The organism is Bacillus sp. FJAT-49711 (assembly GCF_018343715.1).
Lineage (GTDB): Bacteria > Bacillota > Bacilli > Bacillales > Bacillaceae_C > Lederbergia.
In genome coordinates this window covers 42,229-64,643 of record NZ_JAGYPL010000007.1, presented here as the reverse complement: position 1 = coordinate 64,643, position 22,415 = coordinate 42,229, and the positions used below count along the sequence as shown (strand labels likewise).

At 37.0% G+C, this 22,415-nt stretch carries 23 protein-coding genes; 18 read left to right on the top strand and 5 right to left on the bottom strand.

Going from position 1 to position 22,415, the window contains the following annotated elements; translation table 11 throughout:
• Positions 1-356: 356 nt before the first annotated feature.
• The 7 genes from KHA96_RS22020 to KHA96_RS21990 all read left to right on the top strand — a co-directional run bounded on the left by KHA96_RS22020 (position 357) and on the right by KHA96_RS21990 (position 5,999).
• Positions 357-566: a hypothetical protein gene (locus KHA96_RS22020; RefSeq protein WP_213131494.1), complete on the top strand. Its 210-nt coding sequence runs from the start codon at positions 357-359 to the stop codon at positions 564-566.
• An 18-nt stretch (positions 567-584) separates the two neighbouring features.
• Complete coding sequence (locus tag KHA96_RS22015) at positions 585-1,814, top strand: efflux RND transporter periplasmic adaptor subunit (RefSeq protein ID WP_213131493.1); 1,230 nt, start codon at positions 585-587, stop codon at positions 1,812-1,814.
• Positions 1,814-2,542: an ABC transporter ATP-binding protein gene (locus tag KHA96_RS22010; protein ID WP_249315872.1), complete on the top strand. Its 729-nt coding sequence runs from the start codon at positions 1,814-1,816 to the stop codon at positions 2,540-2,542. The genes KHA96_RS22015 and KHA96_RS22010 overlap by 1 nt, the downstream gene beginning before the upstream one ends.
• Positions 2,508-3,662, top strand: coding sequence for an ABC transporter permease (locus KHA96_RS22005; protein ID WP_283248491.1), 1,155 nt, complete (start codon positions 2,508-2,510; stop codon positions 3,660-3,662). Before KHA96_RS22010 ends, KHA96_RS22005 begins: the two co-directional genes overlap by 35 nt.
• Before the next feature lie 68 nt (positions 3,663-3,730).
• The gene (locus tag KHA96_RS22000; protein WP_213131492.1) at positions 3,731-4,402 is read left to right on the top strand and encodes a response regulator transcription factor; all 672 of its coding nucleotides are present in this window, start codon (positions 3,731-3,733) and stop codon (positions 4,400-4,402) included.
• A gap of 11 nt (positions 4,403-4,413) precedes the next feature.
• Positions 4,414-5,670, top strand: a complete 1,257-nt coding sequence (locus KHA96_RS21995) for a sensor histidine kinase (protein ID WP_213131491.1) — start codon at positions 4,414-4,416, stop codon at positions 5,668-5,670.
• Positions 5,667-5,999, top strand: a complete 333-nt coding sequence (locus tag KHA96_RS21990; RefSeq protein ID WP_213131490.1) for a thioredoxin family protein — start codon at positions 5,667-5,669, stop codon at positions 5,997-5,999. Before KHA96_RS21995 ends, KHA96_RS21990 begins: the two co-directional genes overlap by 4 nt.
• A 520-nt stretch (positions 6,000-6,519) precedes the next feature.
• Here the strand turns inward: KHA96_RS21990 and KHA96_RS21985 are convergent.
• Positions 6,520-7,236: a dihydropteridine reductase gene (locus KHA96_RS21985; RefSeq protein ID WP_213131489.1), complete on the bottom strand. Its 717-nt coding sequence runs from the start codon at positions 7,234-7,236 to the stop codon at positions 6,520-6,522.
• Between the two features lie 240 nt (positions 7,237-7,476).
• Between KHA96_RS21985 and KHA96_RS21980 the strand changes: the two genes are divergently transcribed.
• Entirely contained in the window at positions 7,477-8,922 is a 1,446-nt protein-coding gene (locus KHA96_RS21980; RefSeq protein ID WP_213131488.1) for a vWA domain-containing protein, read from the top strand.
• 114 nt (positions 8,923-9,036) lie between these two features.
• On the opposite strand, the gene KHA96_RS21975 is transcribed toward KHA96_RS21980, so the two are convergent.
• Entirely contained in the window at positions 9,037-10,452 is a 1,416-nt protein-coding gene (locus KHA96_RS21975) for a vWA domain-containing protein (RefSeq protein WP_213131487.1), read from the bottom strand.
• Between the two features lie 388 nt (positions 10,453-10,840).
• On the opposite strand from KHA96_RS21975, the gene KHA96_RS21970 reads away from it, so the two are divergent.
• Positions 10,841-11,329 (top strand): pyridoxamine 5'-phosphate oxidase family protein, encoded by a 489-nt coding sequence (locus KHA96_RS21970; protein WP_213131486.1) that lies wholly within the window; start codon positions 10,841-10,843, stop codon positions 11,327-11,329.
• A gap of 204 nt (positions 11,330-11,533) precedes the next feature.
• Here KHA96_RS21970 and KHA96_RS21965 read toward each other — a convergent pair whose 3' ends face one another.
• On the bottom strand, positions 11,534-12,043 hold the full coding sequence (locus KHA96_RS21965) for a YfiT family bacillithiol transferase (protein ID WP_213131485.1): 510 nt from the start codon (positions 12,041-12,043) through the stop codon (positions 11,534-11,536).
• Positions 12,044-12,487: 444 nt separating this feature from the next.
• On the opposite strand from KHA96_RS21965, the gene KHA96_RS21960 reads away from it, so the two are divergent.
• Positions 12,488-13,666 (top strand): MFS transporter, encoded by a 1,179-nt coding sequence (locus tag KHA96_RS21960; RefSeq protein WP_213131484.1) that lies wholly within the window; start codon positions 12,488-12,490, stop codon positions 13,664-13,666.
• 108 nt (positions 13,667-13,774) lie between these two features.
• On the opposite strand, the gene KHA96_RS21955 is transcribed toward KHA96_RS21960, so the two are convergent.
• The gene (locus KHA96_RS21955) at positions 13,775-14,047 is read right to left on the bottom strand and encodes a winged helix-turn-helix transcriptional regulator (protein ID WP_213131578.1); all 273 of its coding nucleotides are present in this window, start codon (positions 14,045-14,047) and stop codon (positions 13,775-13,777) included.
• 208 nt (positions 14,048-14,255) lie between these two features.
• Here KHA96_RS21955 and KHA96_RS21950 point away from each other — a divergent pair, with 208 nt between their 5' ends.
• From KHA96_RS21950 to KHA96_RS21940, 3 genes are read left to right on the top strand one after another with little or no spacing between them, the layout of a single operon-like run.
• Positions 14,256-14,663 carry a DoxX family protein gene (locus KHA96_RS21950; RefSeq protein WP_213131483.1) on the top strand — a complete coding sequence of 136 codons (408 nt, stop codon included), beginning with the start codon at positions 14,256-14,258 and terminating at the stop codon, positions 14,661-14,663.
• Positions 14,664-14,675: 12 nt separating this feature from the next.
• Positions 14,676-15,524: a VOC family protein gene (locus tag KHA96_RS21945; RefSeq protein WP_213131482.1), complete on the top strand. Its 849-nt coding sequence runs from the start codon at positions 14,676-14,678 to the stop codon at positions 15,522-15,524.
• Between the two features lie 35 nt (positions 15,525-15,559).
• Positions 15,560-16,633 (top strand): LLM class flavin-dependent oxidoreductase, encoded by a 1,074-nt coding sequence (locus tag KHA96_RS21940; protein WP_213131481.1) that lies wholly within the window; start codon positions 15,560-15,562, stop codon positions 16,631-16,633.
• 118 nt (positions 16,634-16,751) lie between these two features.
• Here the strand turns inward: KHA96_RS21940 and KHA96_RS21935 are convergent, their stop codons facing one another.
• On the bottom strand, positions 16,752-17,663 hold the full coding sequence (locus tag KHA96_RS21935) for a DsbA family protein (RefSeq protein WP_213131577.1): 912 nt from the start codon (positions 17,661-17,663) through the stop codon (positions 16,752-16,754).
• 213 nt (positions 17,664-17,876) lie between these two features.
• Here KHA96_RS21935 and KHA96_RS21930 point away from each other — a divergent pair, with 213 nt between their 5' ends.
• The 5 genes from KHA96_RS21930 to KHA96_RS21910 all read left to right on the top strand — a co-directional run bounded on the left by KHA96_RS21930 (position 17,877) and on the right by KHA96_RS21910 (position 22,399).
• Positions 17,877-18,461, top strand: a complete 585-nt coding sequence (locus KHA96_RS21930; protein WP_213131480.1) for a TetR/AcrR family transcriptional regulator — start codon at positions 17,877-17,879, stop codon at positions 18,459-18,461.
• 60 nt (positions 18,462-18,521) lie between these two features.
• Positions 18,522-19,514 (top strand): LLM class flavin-dependent oxidoreductase, encoded by a 993-nt coding sequence (locus tag KHA96_RS21925; RefSeq protein ID WP_213131479.1) that lies wholly within the window; start codon positions 18,522-18,524, stop codon positions 19,512-19,514.
• A gap of 403 nt (positions 19,515-19,917) precedes the next feature.
• Complete coding sequence (locus tag KHA96_RS21920) at positions 19,918-20,901, top strand: ring-cleaving dioxygenase (RefSeq protein ID WP_213131478.1); 984 nt, start codon at positions 19,918-19,920, stop codon at positions 20,899-20,901.
• Positions 20,902-21,133: 232 nt separating this feature from the next.
• Positions 21,134-21,547 (top strand): BlaI/MecI/CopY family transcriptional regulator, encoded by a 414-nt coding sequence (locus KHA96_RS21915; RefSeq protein ID WP_213131477.1) that lies wholly within the window; start codon positions 21,134-21,136, stop codon positions 21,545-21,547.
• A 3-nt stretch (positions 21,548-21,550) separates the two neighbouring features.
• Positions 21,551-22,399, top strand: a complete 849-nt coding sequence (locus tag KHA96_RS21910; protein ID WP_213131476.1) for a M56 family metallopeptidase — start codon at positions 21,551-21,553, stop codon at positions 22,397-22,399.
• Positions 22,400-22,415: the final 16 nt, after the last annotated feature.

Here is a 22,415-nt window from a genome sequence, read left to right as displayed (position 1 = left end):
TTGAAAATAATTGTTTTATCTCAAACGGAACTCAATATGATGTTTTCTATTTGTAACAACGATAGACAAGTATAGATCGGCATGATAGAAATTAAAGAAACGGTTGTCGATATAATATTTTCCGACATACCAACTAAATTAATACTACTATAATGAAAAAGCAAAGGCTTCCTCGACTCTATTGAGGAAGCCTTTGCTTGTCTTAAATATACGACTTTTATCAATCCTTCATGTAGCTCTTTTCTTTCTTGTAGAAAAACATTCTTTAAAGTGACATGTAAGGTTGAAATTTTAAGGAAAACTTAAGGAACGAAATTCATAATGGGCATATCAACATAATTTAAGGAGGAATAAAAGTGGAACAGTCCAAACAAAATCTAATTAAAATTTTACTCATTGTCAATATGGCGATAAGTGCATGCATAGCCATAGGGGTGGGATATATAGCTTATAAACAAAGTACAAGCCCTAACTTCTCAGAAATGAGACCAAGAGTGGACGGTCAGATGTTCCCGGGGAATGATCAATTCCAGCCTGGCCAAGATCAGTCAGATCAAAATCAATAATGAAAAGGGGATAGAGATTTGAAAAAGTGGATTATTATTTCAACAATTATTGTTGTAATAGGTGGAGCCGCTTGGTTCCTATTAAATAAAAAAGACCAAGCTCCAAATGTAGCGGCTGCTGGACAAACAACAACAGTTCAAAAAGGAAAATTAGAAGTAACCGTTAGTGGTGCGGGTTCAGTTACAGCCATTAAAGATCAAGATGTAACGGCAGGAAACACCATTCTTATTGTTGAAAACGTAAGTGTAGCATCCGGTGATACAGTATATAAAGGTGAAACGCTTGTTACTTTTAAAAATGGTGATGTTGTTAAGGCTCCATACTATGGAGAAATCACTGAAGTTAATGTGGAAAGTGGCAAAGGAGCTTCGCGAGGAATGGTCCTCCTTCGTATCGAAGATGAAGATGAAGTCATCTCACCTGTAACAAGGGAAAACAATAACGCTTCAGATAGCTTAAGTGGGAATGGTTTGACAGTGGATACCGTCAGTGTAAAGGAAGGAGCTGTTGTAAAAGCGGGTGCCAAACTTATAACTTTTACAGATGGAAGCATTTTACAAGCACCGGTAGCTGGAACAATTACAAGCCTTTCTGTTTCAAGCGGTGATTCTGTGCAATCTTCGGAGGCTATCGCGCACATAACAAATTACAGCTCATTACAAACAACCATTAGTGTTGATGAATTAGATATTACAAAAGTAGAAGAGGGACAGGCTGTAACAATAACTGCGAGTGCATTTGAAGATGAAACATTTGAGGGTAAGGTAACGAAAGTTGGAAGAGAGGGAACGTCATCAAATGGAGTTTCTACATTTGATGTTACTGTAAAAATCACAGACCCAAAAAGCTTAAAAATAGGTATGTCAACAGAAGCAAGTATTACAATTGAGAATAAAGAAGATGCACTATACGTTCCAATAGAGGCCGTGTATAAAAGTGGAGATGAAAAATATGTACTCGTTCCTACAACCTCTGGAGATTCCACACAATCTACAAAAAAAGTGACAGTTGAAACGGGTATTTCTAATGATACCTTTGTTGAAATTACAAGTGGTCTAGCAGAAGGAGAATCTATTCAAATACCAATCGTACAATCTAAAGGTAATTCATCTCAAGGAGGAATGATGATGCCAAGCGGTGGCTTTCCAAGTGGCGGAGGTTTCCCAAGTGGTGGCTTTGGAGGAGGAAATGGAGGTGGAGCTCCATTTGGCGGTAATGCTCCATCAGGCGGACGAGGAGGGAACTAATGACAATTCATGAGCCGATTATTCAAATTAACAACATAAAGAAAGAGTATGAACTTGGCGGCGAAAAGGTGTTGGCTCTTCAAAGTGTTTCCCTCAATATTCAAAAGGGTGATTTTATTTCTATCATAGGTCCATCGGGTTCCGGAAAATCAACATTTATGAACATGATTGGATGTTTAGATCGACCAGATTCAGGTGAATACTTTTTAGATAGTGAAGAAGTAGGGAAAATGAAAAGCTCACAGCTTGCGATCGTTCGAAATGAAAAAATAGGTTTCATTTTTCAAAACTTCAATCTTATACCGAAATTAACGGCAGTTGAAAATGTAGAACTTCCCCTAATTTATCGCGGAATAAAAACAACGGAACGAAGAGAAATAGCTCTAGATGCGTTAAAAAAAGTAGGTTTAGTAGATAGAGCGACTCATTTACCAACTCAATTATCAGGGGGCCAGCAGCAACGTGTGGCCATTGCACGAGCGCTGGCTGGGCACCCTCCAATTTTACTAGCTGATGAACCAACTGGTGCACTAGATAGCAAAACAAGTAAGGAAATTTTGGAGATTATGAATTCATTAAATAAGCAGGGGCATACCATTATTCTCATTACGCATGATTTAGATGTCGCAAAAAAAGCAAACCGTGTAGTTCGTATTCACGATGGACAACTCTATGAGAATGGAGGTGAATGGTTTGCAGACACTCAAAATGGCACTGAAAAGCATTAAAGTGAATAAAATAAGGTCATTCCTAACGATGTTGGGGATTATTATCGGTGTAGCCTCTGTTATAGTCATGGTTGCAATAGGACAAGGGTCTACAAAGGAAGTACAAGATCAAATTGGCAGCCTAGGTACAAATGTATTAACTGTTTCGGTTACGGGATCAGATGTTACATTTAAAGAAGAGGATGCAGAACAGATTCAGGATATTGATGGTATTGAAGAAATTGCACCAACAGTGTCAGGAAGAGTAACGGTGAAAAGTGGTAGAAATAATGTCCAAGTGTCAATGACAGGAACAACTTCTTCTTACCTAGATGTCCGTGATTTACAGTTACAATCAGGACGCTTCATTGCAGACCTAGATAGCGATAATCATTCAAAAATTGCAGTGCTTGGATCAGACACAGCGCAAACGTTATTCGGACTAGGTGATCCAGTGGGAGAGCATGTAAAGATAAACGGAACATCCTATAAAGTTGTTGGGGTTCTTAAATCCGTTGGAAGTTCATTGGGAACGAGTGGGGACAGTACTATAATTGTACCTCTTAGCATAGGGCAACGTTTAACGTCCACTACTAATATTGGGACAACTTATGTGAAGATAGAGGATGAAGATATGACTGATTTCATATCAAGTCGTATTGAAAGAACGATGTATACTATTATTGGTGAGGCTGATAGTTACAGTGTATCAAGTCCAAAGGATTTAATGGAAACTGCATCATCTGTTAATAAAACGATGACATTATTGTTAGGTGGAAGTGCGGCCATTTCTCTTATCGTTGGTGGAATTGGTATAATGAATATTATGCTTGTATCTGTTTCAGAACGGACCAAGGAAATTGGTATTAGAAAAGCAATTGGAGCAAAACGTGGAAACATTCTTCTTCAGTTCCTCATAGAATCGATAGTATTAAGTTCATTTGGAGGGATAATAGGAGTTGGGATTGGGTTAATAAGTGCCCAGATATTTACTTTAGCATCAGGAACGGCAATTATGTATTCCATACCTACCATCCTGTTATCATTTGTATTCTCTTTATTAGTTGGTGTTTTATTTGGTGTCTTTCCAGCGAACAAAGCGTCTAAGCTTGATCCGATTCAAGCACTTCGATATGAATAGAAAAAACAAAGCGATTCGTTTCAGCGAACGCTTTGTTTTGTTACGAAGTAAGAAAGGAGTGCCATATGATGCGTTTATTAGTAGTAGAAGATAATGCATCCTTGCTGCAGTCTATTAAGCAATTCTTGTCTGAAGAATTTGAAGTGGATTGCGCAGAAAATGGAGAAGAGGGGCTATTTATGGCCATGCAAAATATATATGATTTGATTGTACTTGATGTTATGCTTCCGGAGATGGATGGATTCGAGGTTATACAAAAGATACGAAAGGGGCATATAGAGACCCCTGTTTTGTTTTTGACGGCTAAAGATTCCTTAGGAGATCGGGTTAGAGGATTGGACTTTGGAGGAGATGATTACCTGACCAAGCCATTTCAAGCACCGGAATTGCAAGCGCGTATTCGAGCGTTGTTGAGAAGAAGCGGCAGTCTGACGACGAATCAAACAATTCAATACCGAGGTATTGAACTATTTGGCAAGGAAAAAGCCATTTTAGTAGATGGCGCCCCTATAAAGTTAACGTTAAAACAGTATGAAATGCTAGAATATATGATTCAAAACAAAGGAGCAATTTTGACGAAAGAACAGCTTTACGATCGAGTATGGGGATTCGATTCTGATACTAATATCGGCATAGTAGAGGTATTTGTCCATCATCTTCACAAAAAGATGGAACAGTTCGGCTATCATAAAGACATTCAAACGGTGCGCGGCATCGGATATATACTGAAGGAACAGTAGGAGACAAGGGAATGTTTCAACGAACTCGTATTAGACTTACTATTTTAAATTCATTAGTCTTTATCATTTTAATTGGCGTTCTTGCAACTGTTATTTATTCTTTTGCCGGGTCGCGCTTGTATCGGGATGTAAACAGTGATTTGCTTGAGGCGGCAGAACGTTTAACTGAGGAGCCGGGACAACGCAGACCGCTGCAGTCGGATGGTTTGCTAAGAGCGCCAAGAGACCCTCGTATAGTTTTACTGATATGGAACGAAAAAAGTGAACTGATTACCTTAAATGAAAGTGGAACAATTTTTGCCGATAATGAATCAGAATTTCGCCCTAAAGAGTTAGAAATGCTTCGAGACACAGAAGCAGAAGGGTTCCACTTTAGAACCATCGCAATAAAAGCGCAGCATCCAAATTTAGGAGTAATAACGGTGCAATTTGTAAGAAACATTACTTCCGAAAAAGACATGCTTCAGTCATTGCTATTAATTTTAGTTATTGGTTCCAGTGTTGGAAGTGTGTGTGCGGTTGGTGCGGGATTCTTTTTGGCTGGAAGAGCGCTCGTTCCAATTAAAAAAGCATGGCAAAAGCAGCAGCAGTTTGTGTCAGACGCTTCTCACGAATTAAGAACACCTTTAGCTGTTATCCAGACTAAGACGGATCTATTGTGGCGTTCCCCGACTTCTACTATACAAGATAAGGCAATAGATATATCCGTCATATCCAAAGAGGGGCGACGATTATCAAAGCTGGTTGCCAATTTGCTTACATTGGCGCGTTCTGATTCAGATCAGCTAGAAATAGAAAAGAAACAATTTTTATTAAGTGATTTGTTAGGGGAAATAATAGAGCAGTACTCAGAAATAGCTTTATATCAAGAAAAAGAGCTTGTATTAGATGTCCCATCTTCTGTCTTTCTTATCGGGGACAAGGAGAGAATCCATCAATTAATGGTCATATTATTAGATAATGCTATGAAATTTACAAAAGAGAGGGGGAAAATATTAATTTCGTGTTCCCAAACCTCTCATTCTGTTTTGATAAAAATACAGGATAATGGTATCGGTATTGAGGAAGAGAATATACCCAAAATATTTGATCGATTTTTTCAAGTTGATAAATCCAGGTCCGAAGATCCAGGAGCTGGTCTTGGACTTGCCATTGCAAATTGGATTATTGAAAAACATCATGGCAAAGTAAAAGTACAAAGCAAAGTTGCAGCGGGAACATGCTTTGAAATTGTTTTTCCAAAGAATCAAAAAAAGGAGAAAACATGATTACATTTACATCGCTCACATCGGTGGAAAAGTTTATCAAGGATTATCAGTTTAGTTTTTTATATGTATCAAGAACTAATTGTGGAGTATGTCATGCGATACTGCCCCAGGTGCAGGAGTTGCTAAAAAAGTTTCCGCTCATACAGCTAGGTCATATAAATGCAGATGAGCTCGAAGAAATAGCAGGACGTTTTTCGATTTTTACTGTACCTGCATTGCTTTTATTTGTGGATGGCAAAGAAATGATAAGAGAAGCAAGATTTGTTCACATGCAATCTTTGGAAGAAAGGATAAGCAAAATTTATTATATGGTTGTGGAATCCGATTGATATTGTTTCATAAAATCTTTCAATTTATCTATAAGAGGTTTTAGTTACATAAAAAGGATCATTAAAAGAGGAACCATTAACATGCTTGCTTTTAAACTGAGAATAAGGAACCGAATACTTTTTTGAAGGAATTTAGAAGAAAATAAAATTTCTCAGTGATGCTTTAGTTTAGCAATAGCTGAAGGAGTAGGTGTAATGCGGTTTACTTAGCAGAGCAGGGAATGGGAGTTACAGTATCGGACGCAGAAATGGGGCTTGCTAAAACAAATAAGCTCGCAGAAGAATGAAGTGTGGCTGTCTTAACTGAACTTGTAGATTTAAACCAAGCATACTGGAGTAAAGCTAGTAGGGAGAAATCGGCACAAAAACACTACATCTGTAAAGGAAGCAGTAAAGCCGAGTAAATAAAATGACCTCGTTTTGAAAATAGAATTGATCAAAACGGGGTCAATCTCTGTATAGTACTATACATTTTCTACGTGTGTGTTATCACAATCAATGGAACATCTATTTTCCAGTCTTAAACTGACAAATCAAGTGATAAAAAATCAGACAGTTGTCGTTCATGCTTGTCGAGCATAATCTGTTCTGGCTGGATGCCTTGCTCACGCAGTACTTCAATGTTCTGCACGAGGAACTCGTCGCTTCCGACAATATAGAAGAGTCCATCCTTGTCTGCAGCAAGATTTTTCACTTCTTCATAGTAGTCACTACGGTTATCGACGAACTGTGATGTGAACTTCTTGTCAGGTGCGGATTCAAAAATATTAGTAAATAAGAAGTCCTTTGATGAATCGATGTTTAAGGAATGAATTTGATTGACGTTGTCAGCACGTTCAAAATAATCAATTACAAGTGGTCTTAAAGTTGCAAGACCGACACCTGATGACAGCAGGTAAACATTTTTGTTTTCTCTTTTAAGCGGGACATTAGAATGAGTTTTAAATAATGCAACTTTATTGCCGACTTCCAGATTTCTTAAAGTCGCTTTAAACTCAGAGCATTGCTCTCTGATGCGAGTAGTGATGCCGATTGAATTTTCATGCGGTAAAGTGGAGATTGACATATGGCGGATGAGGCCGCGGTTTGGTTTTTCTCCAGCATTAAAACCTTCCAACGCGAAGTGGGTGTGAGCCCCTTCTTCCCATGTAAAGCCCTCCGGACAGTCAAGCATGTATGTTTTTACCTCAGGTGTTTCTTCAATAATCTTATTTATTTTAGTCCAGTATATTTGCATTATATATCCTCCTTACTCAATTATATTTATCGTTACTATCTAATATACACTAAGTGATAACAATTCTCAATTAAATAGATTGATTTTTTCAGAAACTTATGAACTTAGACTTTAGTACATTTTAAAACTTGTATATTTCATTATGTCTTTTTTCCTATTTATATTTGAAAACCTTTAATCGTATTCAAATAATGCTACTATATTCAATAGTACATTCTATATCGCTATTAAGGAGATACTATGAAACTAAAACATTTTTTATTATGGGCTGTTTTCGTTCTCACTCTCTCCGCATGTGGAGAAAAAGCAGATAATGATAAAGATATAGCCTCAAATGAGCCTGTTCCCTCGATTACTGAAGAGACATCTAAAGTGGAGCAGGAGCCAAAGTTTAAAGAAAAGGATACGGAGGCCGAGAATGATGCTGCATACGAAGCAATAGTGGAAGAGGTGGAAGAAATTGATCCAGCACCCCTCCCACAATCATTAGTTGAATTGGCTGATTTGCAACCTGGTTATAGTGGTCCACAACTTTTTGGAATTCATAAGGAGGACCATCCTATGCTGGATGAATTGACAGCACATCTGCCTGATATTTCGGGTGAACCTACAGAGAAACAGCTTGATCACTATTATAATGAGCTATTGGCAGTATTTCAGAATGATTTTAAAGGTCCTGAAGAGTTGCTAGCTAATATGCGCTTCCAAACAATCGGCCACCCTGATATTGAAGATCCACGGAGACAGTTTAAAGAAAATTTAAATATTCTCGTTTTGCTCGATGCTTCTGGCAGCATGAGAGCGGATCTTGGCGGAGAAACACAAATGGCATCTGCCAAAAAGGCTATCACCAATTTCGTGGAAGGTCTACCTGCCGATGCGAATGTAGGTCTTCGGATATATGGGCATGAGGGTACAGGTAGTGATGCTGATAAAGCACGATCGTGTGCTAGCAGTGAACTTATATATCCAATCGGGAAATACGACAACTCTGGCTTTCAAACTTCTTTAGAAAAAGCCCAGCCAGCGGGGTGGACGCCGATACAGTTGGCGATCAATAAAGCCCAAGAGGATTTGGCAAAATTCAAAGGAGATCAGAATACAAATATCGTTTATTTGGTCAGTGACGGGGTTTCTACCTGTGATGATGATCCCGTTGCCGCGGCTAAACAGCTTTACGAGTCTGACATTACCCCTATTGTCAATGTAATTGGATTTAATGTTGATCATGAAGGACAAAAACAATTGAAAGAAGTAGCCAAAGCAACAGAGGGTACATATGAAGACGTGCAAAATGCGGAAAGTCTGCAAAATGAATTGGATCAAATGAAGGAAATCGCAAAAAACTGGGAAGAGTGGAAAACAAAAAAGGAAACGGGCCTGAGGCTTGACAGGTTGAAAAATTCGCTAGATATTTTTGTCTATGGCTCAAAGGAGTATACAAAAAGGGTAAGAGAAGGAAGTCAAATAGGAACTGCTTTACAATATTTGTATCAGGATAAAAAGTTAATGGAATCTGAAAGCTATAATTATTTAAGAACGAAAAACTCTGAATACCATAATTGGATTGAAGATGAATATAATAAATTAAAGAAGGAATTGGAGGATCTTAATGAAAAGAAGATTGATGAAGCCTTCCAATTGCTCGAAGAAAAATATAATCAGAAATTGCCAGGAGGTTCCTAAGCATGGGAGCCTCTTTTTTAACTAATTAAAAAGTCCAAACCTTTGTTGGGTTTATACCTACCCATATATGACAAGCCCCCATTTTCTATTGGAATGGGGGCTTGTCATTTTCAATTATTCAGGAGTATTTTCAAGATATTTCTTTTCAAGAGCTTGTATGGCTTCATCAATTTTCTTGTTATTCATTTCATGTAATGTTTTTTTAAGTTTTGTATATTCGTCTTCTATCCATTTATGGTAATCTCTATTTTTTTGTCGTAAATAATCATGACTTTCGCCAGACATTAATTTCCTTGTTTGATATAAATACTGCAAAGCGAAACCAACTTGTTGACCTTCATCTAGTCGTTTCCTATATTCATCCGTGTCGTAACCGAAAATGGCCTGCCAATTTTTCAACCGATCCCATTCTAACAAAGTATTTTTATCTTTTTTCCAGTCTTCCCATTTTTCTGCGATTTCTTTCGCTTGATCCAATTCTTTCTGAAGACTCTCCGCGTTTTGTACGTCTTGATATGTCCCTTCCGTCGCCTTAGCTACTTCTTTTAATTGTTTCTGTCCTTCATTATCGATATTGAAGCCAATGACATTTACTATAGGTGTAATATCAGAATTGTAAAGGGACTTGGCTGCACCTACTGGATCATCATCACATGTAGAAATTCCATCACTTACGAGGTATACAATATTCGTATTTTTTTCCCCTTTAAATTTTGCCAAATCCTTTTGAGCTTCATTCAAAGCAAGTTGAATAGGAGTCCAGCCTGCAGGATTCGTTTTATCCAATGAAGCTTGAAATCCATTTTGATCATAAGGGGCAAGCGGATAAACTAATTCACTGCTTGAACAAGATAATTTTTTGTCGGAATCACTTCCGGTTCCTTTATGTCCGTAAATCCGTAGTCCGACATTCGCGTCCTTAGGCAGTCCCTTCATAAAGTTCGTAATAGCTGTTTTTGCAGCATCCATCTGTGTCTGCCCGCCCAGGTCTGCCCTCATACTTCCCGATGCATCGAGAAGGACAAGCACATTTAAATTCTCCTTAAATTGTTTACGCGGATCATCAATGTCTGGACTGCCGATTGACTGAAACTTCAACTTAGCAATGAGTTCTTCAGGACCGTGGAAATCTTGCTGGAAAATAGCTAATAATTGATTATAGTATGCATCTAACTGTTTCTGTGTAGGCTCACCCGAAATATTGGGCAAATCTTTTGTTAACTCATCCATCACCTTTTGTTCTTCGGGATTGAGAATGCCTACATACTCAATATGACCTGGAGGAAGTGCCGCCAACTCAGATAGGGTTTGTGGCAGGGGTTCGACTTCAATTTCTTCCTCATTTACTTCCTCTACTGAATCAGAAACCGCCTCCTCCATCCTCTCATTATCTTCCTCAATCGTTTTTTCGGTGTTTTCAATGGCAATTGGCTGCACCGGTACAGGCTTTTTCGCCTCCTTATCTTTATCACCGCAAGCGGTAAGTACAATTGAAATAACTATCCATAGAATAATGTTTCTAAATTTCATATGTAATCTATACTCCCTTTATTATTAATAAGACTTTATATACATGGGAAATATTGTATCATTTTAATGAGCGAAATGGTCGCGAATAGAGAGGAATGGTAGGAAAGTCATAGCTTCAAGCTTGCTCGCAAAGAAAGGAAATGTGAATATTAAATTAGATGCAAATGAAATATAGGTCGAAAGCAGTATGCTGGAATGAAAAAAGTAAATGTCCAACATTACAGTGTAAGCTCACAGGATTGAGTATTTCTCCATTAAAAAGCTTACTTCGTCTATTCGTTCTAGTTATTTAGTTTCATTTTGTTAGAGGTCGTGATAATCCGTCATTCCTGAATAAAAGCTGGTGTAAAGGGTAGTATACCTCTGTAAACATTAATGAGGTGATGGAATGTCTAATATGATAAAACAAGAAGAAATGGAAACATTAAGAGAGTTAATCAAAGATGTAGACACGGCCATGTTGACTACGGTGACCGAAGAAGGGCTTGTTTCTCGTCCTATGAAAACACAAGAAGTAGAGTTTGATGGTGACTTATGGTTCTTCACAAAAAAAGAGACTAATAAATATGAAGAAATTTTACATGAGCAAGATGTTAATGTGGCTTATGCAGGTAAATCCTATGTTTCCGTCCGTGGAAGAACGGAGATTGTGGAGAATTTAGATAAGAAAAAGGAATTGTGGAGCAAAGCATATGAGAAAATTATGCAAACTTCTTATGATGATCCTAACGTTGTCTTAATAAAGGTAAAAGCGGAAGCAGCTGAATATTGGGAAACAGGTAATTTTACGAAGAACATCGCCTTTCTCTATAAACGTATGACAGGGCAAAGTTCTAAGCCGACAGATATTAATGAAACGATTGAATTAAATAAATAACAGGAAAATGGGTTGTCTGATTACAGGACAATCCATTTTGCTATGTTGAGTTATGATGATCCATTTGTAGCTATATTTATCTAGGGGTTGATACTGAAAAAGCAATGATTTCAGTATTTATATATTGGACAATTAATTTTTTGTTGCTTATTTTATAAAAAATGGCTTATCAAGGTTTGATAGGCCATCTCCATACATATTGTATTATTTTGATAATGCGATTTTTATATGAGCTAAGTGATGTTCTTCGTGCCAAGCTAATTTTGCAACTTTTGTTGCAACTGTTATTTTACCGTTTATCTGGTGAGTAAAAGCTCGATCTAATTGTTCATCGGTTAAACTTTGTCCTAAAGATACAATGCGCTCATTTATCCCTTCTAACATTTTAATAGAACTTTCTACGGGAAGGTTTGTATCCGGTTGAATAGCCCACTCATCTTGATCAAAAGCTGGTGCAGTTGGATTCTCATCTGTTAAAGCCAGCTTCAAACGTTGAAACATATTCAACTGAGAATCTGCAATGTGATGAACAAGTTGACGAACTGTATAGCTGCCTTCACGATAAGTTCTGCTTAGTTCCTCATCACTCAATGAGCCGACAGTTTCTCTTAATCGAATCGTGTAAGTTTCGATTTCCTTTAGCCATTCTTGAATGTTTTCTGTTGTTGCTTTTTGAGGAACTTGTAATTTCCCTATTGGGTACCTTACATCCACTTTTTTCAATCCCCTTCCTAATGATATTGTTCTATACTATTATATATAATTAATCATATTAGTAGTTTTATGAAAAGCCTAATCACTGGAATAATCCGGGTAAGTTTTGGTGTAAAGCTATTTCTTGAAAAGGTTCATAATTAACCAATTTTTGTACATGAGGTAAGGCTCTTGATTTTCCTAAATCAAAAGGTCTTTTTTTGATACAGTTATTTAATAAACCGCACCGAAAGATTCTTTTTCTTAATATTTTCTTCCGCCCTCATTAATATTGCAATCGCATACAATATTAATGTTAATATATTTATAGACTAATATTAATGCTGCTCTCCTTCCTATGTAGAACAAGAGGGGGCACTTGAGGAGTTTCCGTTCGGATTCTATGCATAAATGGGTATTCAAATCACTTGGTTACCCAGCTTTTTAAGAAAGGAAATGTGTACCATGTCAAACAAGACATCACTCTGGACTAAAATATTTATCTTACTCATGTTTGCGAATGCTTTTTCTTTTTTTGCATTCGATATACTCTTGCCTACACTTCCACTTTTTTTATCAAACCAAAATGGGTTTAGTACCTCACAGATCGGTTTGATTATAGGCAGTTTTACGTTTTCTGCAGTTTTTATTCGTTTTTTTACAGAGACTTTTACAAATCGTTTTGGAAAAAAGAAAGTTTTAGTAGCTTCTATACTTATTTGTTTAATTTCTACCCTTGGTTATTACATAGCGAACAGTTTTTATTTTGCTCTTTCTCTTCGTATTTTTCATGGTTGTGGCTTAGGCTTGTCCATTACTATTCTTACTACATTAGCGGCAGAGATCATTCCAAATGAAAGAAGGGGAGAAGGCATAGGGATGATTGGAAATGGTACAACCATTGCATTGGCGATATCACCTTTTGTCGGTATGTGGTTAATTGAATCTTATAATCCTATCGTATTATTTATCACAGCAAGTGCTAGTATACTTTTATTTTTACTTTGTGTTAGTTTCATTTCTTTTCCGGAAAGTCAAAAAAGCGAAAATCAACAAGAAAGAACCTTATTACAGCCAATGATTGAATCATCTGTCATGATCCCTTCTTTTCTAATTCTCTTAATGGGTGCATGTATGGGGGGTGTCATGAGCTTTATGGCGCTATATGCAAAAGAATTAAACATTGAAGGTGTAGCATGGTTTTATTTTATTAATACAATAAGTGCGTTTTTAATTCGATTTGTTTCAGGAAAAACCTTTGACCGAATCGGTCCTGTTTGGGTAATCATTCCGAGCTCTATATCGATGATCATTGGATTTACCTTATTGTATCAGTCCACTACATTATATGGCTTGTTAAGCGCCGCATGTTTATACGGAATAGGGCAAGGAGCTTTATTCCCTGCATTACAAGCTTGGGTATTGAATAAAACCACACCTGATCGTTATTTAAAAGTAACATCTATGTTTTATAATTCCCTTGATATAGGAATTGGAGGAGGCTCTGCTATTCTAGGTTTAGTAGCGGCAAAATTAAGTTATAGTTTAATTTACTTAGTTTCAGCTTATATCATGTTGGCTTTCCTAATTGTTTACTCTTCTTCTTTATTCATAAACAAAAGGAAAGCAATGACAGCATCTTAATATCCTTTATTGATTTGTTTTAAACGTGAATAAAAAACGGATACAAGTAGTAAGATTTTACTCATTTGTATCCTTTCTTTAATTTCTTAAATTCGAAAGGGGAAACTATTATTCTTTCAACCAGTTTTGTGACCATTTTTCTATATCTCTCATAATGGGCTCTAGTGCCAGCCCTTTATCTGTCAAGGAATATTCGATTCTTACTGGAGTTTCTGGATATACATTCCGTTTAATAACTCCCTCGTTCTCTAAATCCTTTAATCTCTCCGACAGCACTCTACTACTTACTCCCACCAATGATTCAATAGTACAAAAACGCTGAGGACCTAATAATAACTGGTAAATGATCATTCCGGTCCACCTTTGGCTTAGGAATCCCATGGCTTTGTCAAATTTAGAACTCTCCAATGAATTCAACTCCCTTTCTCTTATCCTCTTATAACTTAATATTATTTTGTAAATTGGTTACTTGACTTCAGTTTATTATAATTATATATTAACTTACATAAAGTAACTAACTAACTAATTGATTGTCTTCCGTATGGTCATTTGTTAGTAGGAACAAAATGAAAGAAGGAGAGATAAATAAATGTTTGGAAAAAATGAAGCAGCTAAAATAATTTTACGAGTGTTTTTAGGGGCAACCTTTTTAATACATGGGTTAGCAAAGTTTCAAGACGGAATTGAAAACACTGTTGGATTTTTTGAAAGTTTAGGTCTTCCGGGCTTCACGGCCTATATGGTAGCTCTAATTGAATTAATTGGTGGTATTGCTATCGTTTTAGGAGTGGGAACAAGAATTATTTCCATTTTATTTGCTATTATTTTGGCTGTAGCCATTGTAAAAGTGAAACTTTCTGTAGGATTTCTTGGAAATGGTCAAATGGCAGGATATGAACTTGATCTAGCTTTAATGGCCATTTCAATTTATCTTGCTGCAACAAAAAATTCTTTTTTAGCTTTAGATAACATATTGTTTCGTTCTGAGAAAGCTTAAGGGGGTATAAATATGAATTATCATCGTGAGCCTGTTACATTCGTAGGTCAAGTTAACTTAAAGGTGCAAAATTTTGAACGGTCGTTAGCCTTTTATCAAGAAGTGATCGGCTTTAGGGCAATAGAACAAACTGAAAGATCTGCAAAATTAACTGCGGATGGAAAGACCGTATTATTAACAATTCAACAACCAGATAATGTTGTTCCTAAACAAGGAAGAACTACAGGGTTATATCATTTTGCCCTTCTTCTACCTAGACGCACTGATTTAGCTAAAATAGTGCAACATTTTATGGAAATTGGTTTGCGGTTTGGTTCTTCAGACCATCTTGTGAGTGAAGCCCTTTACTTATCTGATCCGGATGGAAATGGGATTGAAATTTATACGGACCGTGATCCTTCCAAGTGGGATTGGGAAAATGGCGAAGTGGAAATGACAGTTGATCTATTGAATTTTGTAGACCTGCTATCAGGAGGTAAACAGCAATCATGGAAGGGGCTGCCTGTTGCTACTGTAATGGGACATATCCATTTGCATGTATCCGAATTAAAAAAGACGGAAGAATTTTATATAAAGGGACTAGGATTTGAAGTAGTAAACCGTTATGGTACACAAGCACTTTTCATTTCGGATGGTAAATACCATCACCATATTGGCTTAAACACTTGGAATGGTGTAGGTGCACCATCACCTTCTCTTGGAAGTGTTGGTCTCGAATCCTTTACTTTAATTCTTCCAGATGAAGAAAAAAGAAATAGAATTATTACTCAGCTAAAGAGTATTGGTGCATCCGTTACTGAAGAAAATGGTTTTATCATTACGTCAGATCCTTCCGGTAATCGCATTTTCTTAGAAGCCTAACGGAATGTTTTTTAACAATGGAGGTAAATACTTCTATGCGAAAAAAAGAAGAGCAAAGAAATTCAGGAATAGAAATTGGTCTCTATACTCTAGGAGATATTGGACAAGACCCGCATAATGGCAATACTATGAGTGCTGGGCAAAGAATTAAGGAGATAGTTCAAGCAGCAGAATTAGCTGACGAGGCGGGATTTGATGTTTTTGGTGTAGGCGAACATCACCGATTAGACTATGCCACTTCCGTACCTGCTGTTGTTTTAGCTGCCATCGCCAAAGTCACAACCCGAATCAAATTGACAAGTGCGACCACCGTGTTAAGCACTGTTGATCCTGTTCGCTTGTTTGAAGAATTTGCTACATTAGATTTACTTTCAGATGGACGGGCAGAAATAATCGCAGGTCGTGGTGCGTTTGTGGAATCCTTTCCTCTTTTTGGCTATGACATAAATGACTATGATGAATTGTTCTCGGAAAATATTGATTTATTTTTAAAACTTAATGAAAACGAGAGAATTACGTGGGATGGTCATTTTCGCTCGTCATTAAAAAATGCTGAAATTGCACCTAGACCTTTACAGAATCAGATACCCATTTGGGTCGGTGTTGGAGGCACACCCCAAAGTGCAATCCGTGCTGGCAGGCTAGGCGTTGGGATGGCTTTAGCAATACTTGGCGGCGATCCGATAAGATTTAAGCCACTCGTCGATTTGTACCGCAAATCAGGAATTGATGCTGGGCATGATCCAGAAACTCTCAAGGTAGGGGTAACGGGACATGGGTATATTTCAAAGACATCTCAACAAGCAAAGGATGAATTTTATCCCTATTATTCAAATTATTGGTCATATGTAAACCATCAACGAGGAATGATCAGTAGACGAATGTCTAGAGCAGATTTTGACCAATTAACAAGTCAAGATACAGCTTTGTTTGTGGGTAGTCCACAACAGATCATCGAGAAAATACTTCGACAATACGAACTCTTTGGACATCAACGTTTTATGGCTCAAATAGATATAGGTGGTTTGCCGTTTAAGAAAGTAGCCGAAGGCATTGAATTGTTAGCTACGGAGGTAGCCCCTATTGTTCGTAAAGAAACAAGTAAGTAAAAAAATAAGTGTTGCCAGGATCTATGGGAGATTCGAAGTCTTGACCAATGATTTCAATAACTTCTATCTAAAAAAATCTGTAAAACATACTTTTTGTTCTACAGATTTTCCTCTTTATCTATTTTGTAGTTGTAAAATACAATTCCCCTAGTATTTCTTTCACTTCAAAACGATCTGATGGAAGTTCTTTTTCAATAAATGAGTTAATATCTGATTGTTCTACATCGTACATGACTTCAATTTCTTTGGAAAATAGAAGTTTTTCTTTTTCAAGCAAGTTGGAAAGGGATGGTTGTTGTTTTGGTTGTAGTTCTTCCATATTTAGAGCTCGTTTTAATCCGTCAACATAATATTCAAGTGGACGACCACCCACAATTTTTACGCCTTTATTTTCTTCATTAATCATGATAATAGTAGGAAAGCCTCTAGCACCTATGCTTCTAGCTAAACCAAAATCTTCATTTAATAATTCTTGTCCGATTGGTTGTTCAGACTCATTTACAATCGCTTGTCCATCAAGACCAAGTTTATTGACGATTTCAATCATAACCGTTTTATCTGAGATATTTTGATTAAATGCGAATAAGGCTTCCCTTGCACGGCGTAAATATTCAAATGCGATTTTTTCATTATGCTTTTTTTGAATTACTTTAAATACACGAGAGGGCGGGTAAGAGGATTGAACTGGATTATCAATCATTAAAGATCCATCAATTGGCATTCTTGAATATTCTCCAACTTCTCTCCAGTGACCAGCAACATCGGCTGGTTTATAAATACCGTTTGCAGGATCGATTGGTCCGTCATGCCATTTTTCCAGCAAACCACCCATTACCGTATGAACGGTAAAATAATCTCCATATTGCTCTACGAAACGACGAAATACAGGTTCAATTGCCCAGCAATGAGAACAAATAGGATCCGTCACATAATAAAGATTAATCGATTTTTCCGGTTGATTAAAATCAATAACCTCCATTTCCTCCTCTCCGGCTACTCCGCATACACCTGTTTCTAAATCACAAATCATATTATGATTGTTTTTCAATTCATTTTTCCTCCTCTATAGATTACTTAGCCAGGACAAGACAGCAAAATTCTTATTCCTCGCTTTGAATGTAATTGTTTGCCTACAATTGAACTTTATAACATAATGAAAATCATTAACACCAATAGTTCGCTAGGAATGTCGTTTATACAACACATTGAAAGAATTGTTTAAAAAGTAGAAGGGAGATCAAACATGACACAACAAAAAACGGATCCCCGAATTCAACGTACCCGTAAATTAATCATGGATTCTTTTATGGAGCTTTCAAGTAAAAAAGAATTTAAGGATATTACCGTTAAGGATATTACAGCTGAAGCAATGATTAATCGTGCCACGTTCTATTATCATTTTGAAGATATTTATGATTTATTGGAAAAGGTATTATCTGAAGTATTGTTAGTTAATTTGGATTGTGAGTACTACCAAAATAACGAACTTAATGAAGAAGCGCTCGTTAACATTTTCATAGCCATCACAAATTTTCAAAAGTCACTATCAAATCGCTGCCATAGAGGGTACGAAGATACCATCGCCCGTATTATTAGGGAACAGCTCGAAATCATCTTCTATAAAATGTTGTTAAAACAAAATAAAACTGAAGAGGATGAAGCACTAAAAATTACCGCTGTCATATTAAGCTGGGGAATTTACGGGGCTTCTGCAGAATGGAGAAGAAATAGTAAGAAAATACCCCCAGACGAATATATCAAATCAGCCATTCCTTATATAAAGTTTGGGACTGATTTTGGGTCTGTTGACAAACTTATACATGAATGAATGTTGCAGTACTCAGATGGACTAAAGAAATTCGATTACTGTTGGAAGGGATATTAAGAAATGAAATTATCTATTTTGGACCAAGCCCCTATTACAAGGAGAAATAATGCTGTAGATGCTATGAAAAAGGCAGAAGAATTGGCTATCTTGGGAGACGAATTAGGTTATCATCGCATGTGGATGGCAGAACATCATGGAACAAATCACTTTGCTAGCTCCGCACCGGAAGTGACAGCCGCTCACTTGGCTGCTAAAACGAGAAATATTCGAATTGGCACTGGTGGAGTAATGATGATGCATTATTCCCCATTAAAGCTTGCCGAAGTGTTTAAAACGTTAAGTGCATTTTCCCCCGGCAGGATTGATTTTGGTGTTGGCCGGGCTCCGGGTGGCGATCAGCGTTCCATTTATGCTTTATCGGAGGGACGTCAGCCACTGCTGCATAATATGTATGAGAAATTTGATACTGCATTGCAGTTAATCAATGATGAGATTCCTGAAGATGACTTATATAGTCAAACTATCGCCACCCCATCCGAAGTTGTTTTGCCGGAAGCTTGGCTGTTGGGGTCAACCGGCAATAGTGCTGTTCAAGCTGGAGTTAGGGGCGCCGGCTATTCATTTGCACAGTTTTTTAATGGAGAGCTGTCAAAGCAAATTTTAGATGCATATAAAAAGAACTTTCAACCTTCTGCTTTTATGGAGAAACCAAACATCAATGTTTCCTATATGGTGACAACAGCCGAAACAAAAGAAGAAGCGGAATTCGAAGCAAAGCCCCAAGATATTTGGCGTTTACTGTTTATGAATGGAAGGATCGAACCACTTTTGACACCTGAGGAAGCTCGTGATTATCCACTGACCGAGATGGATCGCATGACTATTAAAGAAAATCGAAAAATCCATTTAGTTGGAGATGCGAAAAGTGTAGCAACGTTGCTGCAACAAGAGCAGGAGCAACACGGGTTTGATGAAGCAATGATCGTCAGTATCCCCCATTCACAAGAAAAACGTCTAGCTGTTTATCGATTATTGGCACGGGAATTGTTATAAGTTCGAGTGATTATAGTAAGTGAATTGATTTTTAAAATCAATAAAAGAAAAGCTGATGTTGCCTCTTTTAGATTAAGCATGAATAAGATTGTTACATCAACTTCAAACCATATAAACGTTTCCAGCCCTTTCCCAAGTTTAGTTTAGCGGGAAAGGTTTTTTTAAAAAGTAGAACTGAATCGCACTTGATATGGAGGTTGAGAGTATTGACAAATATTAATAGTTATTATAAAATTACAATGAATTCGAGATAACTGAATTAAATGTATTTGGATTAATTTTTTCATTAAGGATTTGGATCAGACTTAAAATGCAGGGCTATTTTAATAAGAGACGAAACAATGTGAATAGATATATCGAATTTGAGGTATATCTATTCAAAGTAATGATAGGAGGAAACAGAATGAACCATATAAAAGGGATACACCACGTAACAGCCATTACAAGTAGCGCAGAGAAGAACTATGAATTTTTCACCTTTGTATTAGGAATGCGTCTCGTAAAGAAAACAGTTAATCAAGATGATATTCAAACGTATCATTTATTTTTTGCAGATGATAAGGGCTCTGCTGGAACAGATATGACATTTTTTGATTTCCCAGGAATTCCTAAAGGTACCCATGGAACGAATGAGATTTATAAAACATCCTTCCGTGTCCCAACAGATGCTGCATTAGATTACTGGTTAAAGCGGTTTGAAAAGTATGAAGTGAAAAATTATGGTATTGAAGAAGTGTTTGGTAAGAAGACAATTTCTTTTGTGGACTTTGATGACCAACAATATATGTTAGTATCTGATGAAAATAACAAGGGTGTTGAATCAGGTACACCTTGGCAAAATGGCCCAGTACCATTAGAATTTGCAATTACAGGATTAGGGCCTATTCATATCCGTATCGCACAATTTGACTTTTTCAAAGAAGTCTTGGAAAAAGTGATGTTAATGCGAGAAAGTGCTAAAGAAGGTTCGTTATATTTATTTGAAGTTGGTGAAGGTGGAAACGGCGCACAAGTAATTGTAGAGCATAATGTGATTTTACCAGCAGGTAGACAAGGTTTCGGTACAGTCCATCACGCAGCTTTCCGCGTGGAAGATACGAAGGTATTATATGAATGGATCGAGCGCTTAGAACAGTTTGGTTTCGGCACTTCTGGCTATGTGGATCGATTCTTCTTCGAATCATTATATGCACGTGTAGCATCTGGCATCCTCTTTGAATGGGCAACAGATGGTCCAGGCTTTATGGGGGATGAGCCTTACGAAACAGTCGGCGAAATTTTATCGTTGCCGCCATTCCTTGAAGGAAAACGGGAACAAATTGAGGCAGCAGTTAGACCAATTGACACAGTACGCAGCACACTGAAAATCGAGAAAGAGTATTTTTAAAGGAAATCAATATATAAAATTTAGAAGAGCCCTTTTCCGATTCTGTCGGGAAAGGGTATTTAAATGGGAAAAACGTAAGAACTCGTATAAAACTGGGCAGTTTTGCGAAACAATTTTGCTGTTTTTCATTTATGGTATCTGATCTTGAAAAACATAAATTTGGTAATTGATTTATTCTTATTGACGGGATAACTATGCAACACTACAATGAGTAATGTAGGGAGGCGAAGGCTTGAAAATTTGGAAGTTTAAAAAAAACGAAAGTGGATTGAATCGGTTTTTTGGACCTCTTGAGGCAAAAATTATGGATATCTTATGGAGTAATTGTGAAATGACAATTAAAGATGTTCAACAAGTGCTAGACCAGGAAAAACCGATGAATTTCAACACAGTCATGACCGTGATGAATCGATTAGTAGAAAAGGGAATTCTTCAAAAGAGGACAGAAGGAAGATCGTATTTATATCAACCCGTTCAATCAAGGGTGGAATTTTTGAATACTCAGTCCAAAGAAATGACTAACGAACTTATGGATGAGTTTGGAAATGCTGTCGTCAGTCATATGCTGGATGCCCTTGAAGAAGCTGACGATGATCTTGTCGCTAAACTTGAGCATAAAATTAAAGAGTTAAAAAAGGGTATATAACACATGTCAAAACGTCAATCATTTCTTATTCTTATCGTATCCCTTTTCATTTCAGGTACAATTTTGCTGCAGATGGGTTTATACATAATTTCAATGCTGGCAGGATGGAATGTGAAGTTTAACATTGTTGCCGTATGTCACAGTTGGTTAAAAGCATTTGGAATGTCATCTATTGAATATGTACTTGATGGACTAGTCATTTATACGTTGCTTTTTTCATTATGGAAGATTGGATCACAATTGGTCCAAACAATCAGAATGAAAAAGCGATTTCAGCAATACGAAGTGAAAAACCTTACAATCGAAATGAGCTGCGTATACGGAAGCGGAAAAGAAGAAATTTTAGTTCTTTCACATCCCACTCCAATGGCATTTACAATGGGGTTTGTAAGGCCTAAAATCATTATCACAACTGGTTTAATCAATCTATTAAATAATGATGAGTTAAAAGCAGTTATTTCTCATGAAATGTATCACAAAGAAAATCGTGATCCATTAAAAGTCTTTTTGCTTTCACTCAGCTCATCCATAATGTGGTATATTCCAATTCAGAAGTGGTTTCATCATAAATATAGGGTTATTCAGGAAATATTGGCAGATGAATTTGCGATTAAACAACAGGATACGTATGTGAATTTAGGCAATGCTCTCTTGAAAATGTTGAAAGTTGGCAGGCAAGACAAAATGCCTTTTTCATATGTATCATTCGCAGATACATCGGTAAATTATCGCATTGAATATATCCTGAATCCATTAAAGGAAGTCCAATTGCAACTCCCACTAAAAATAGCATTTATATCGTTAACAATATTTAGTCTGATCTGCGGACTCTTTATTTACGCACTTGCGTAAATTTTTTACACCATTA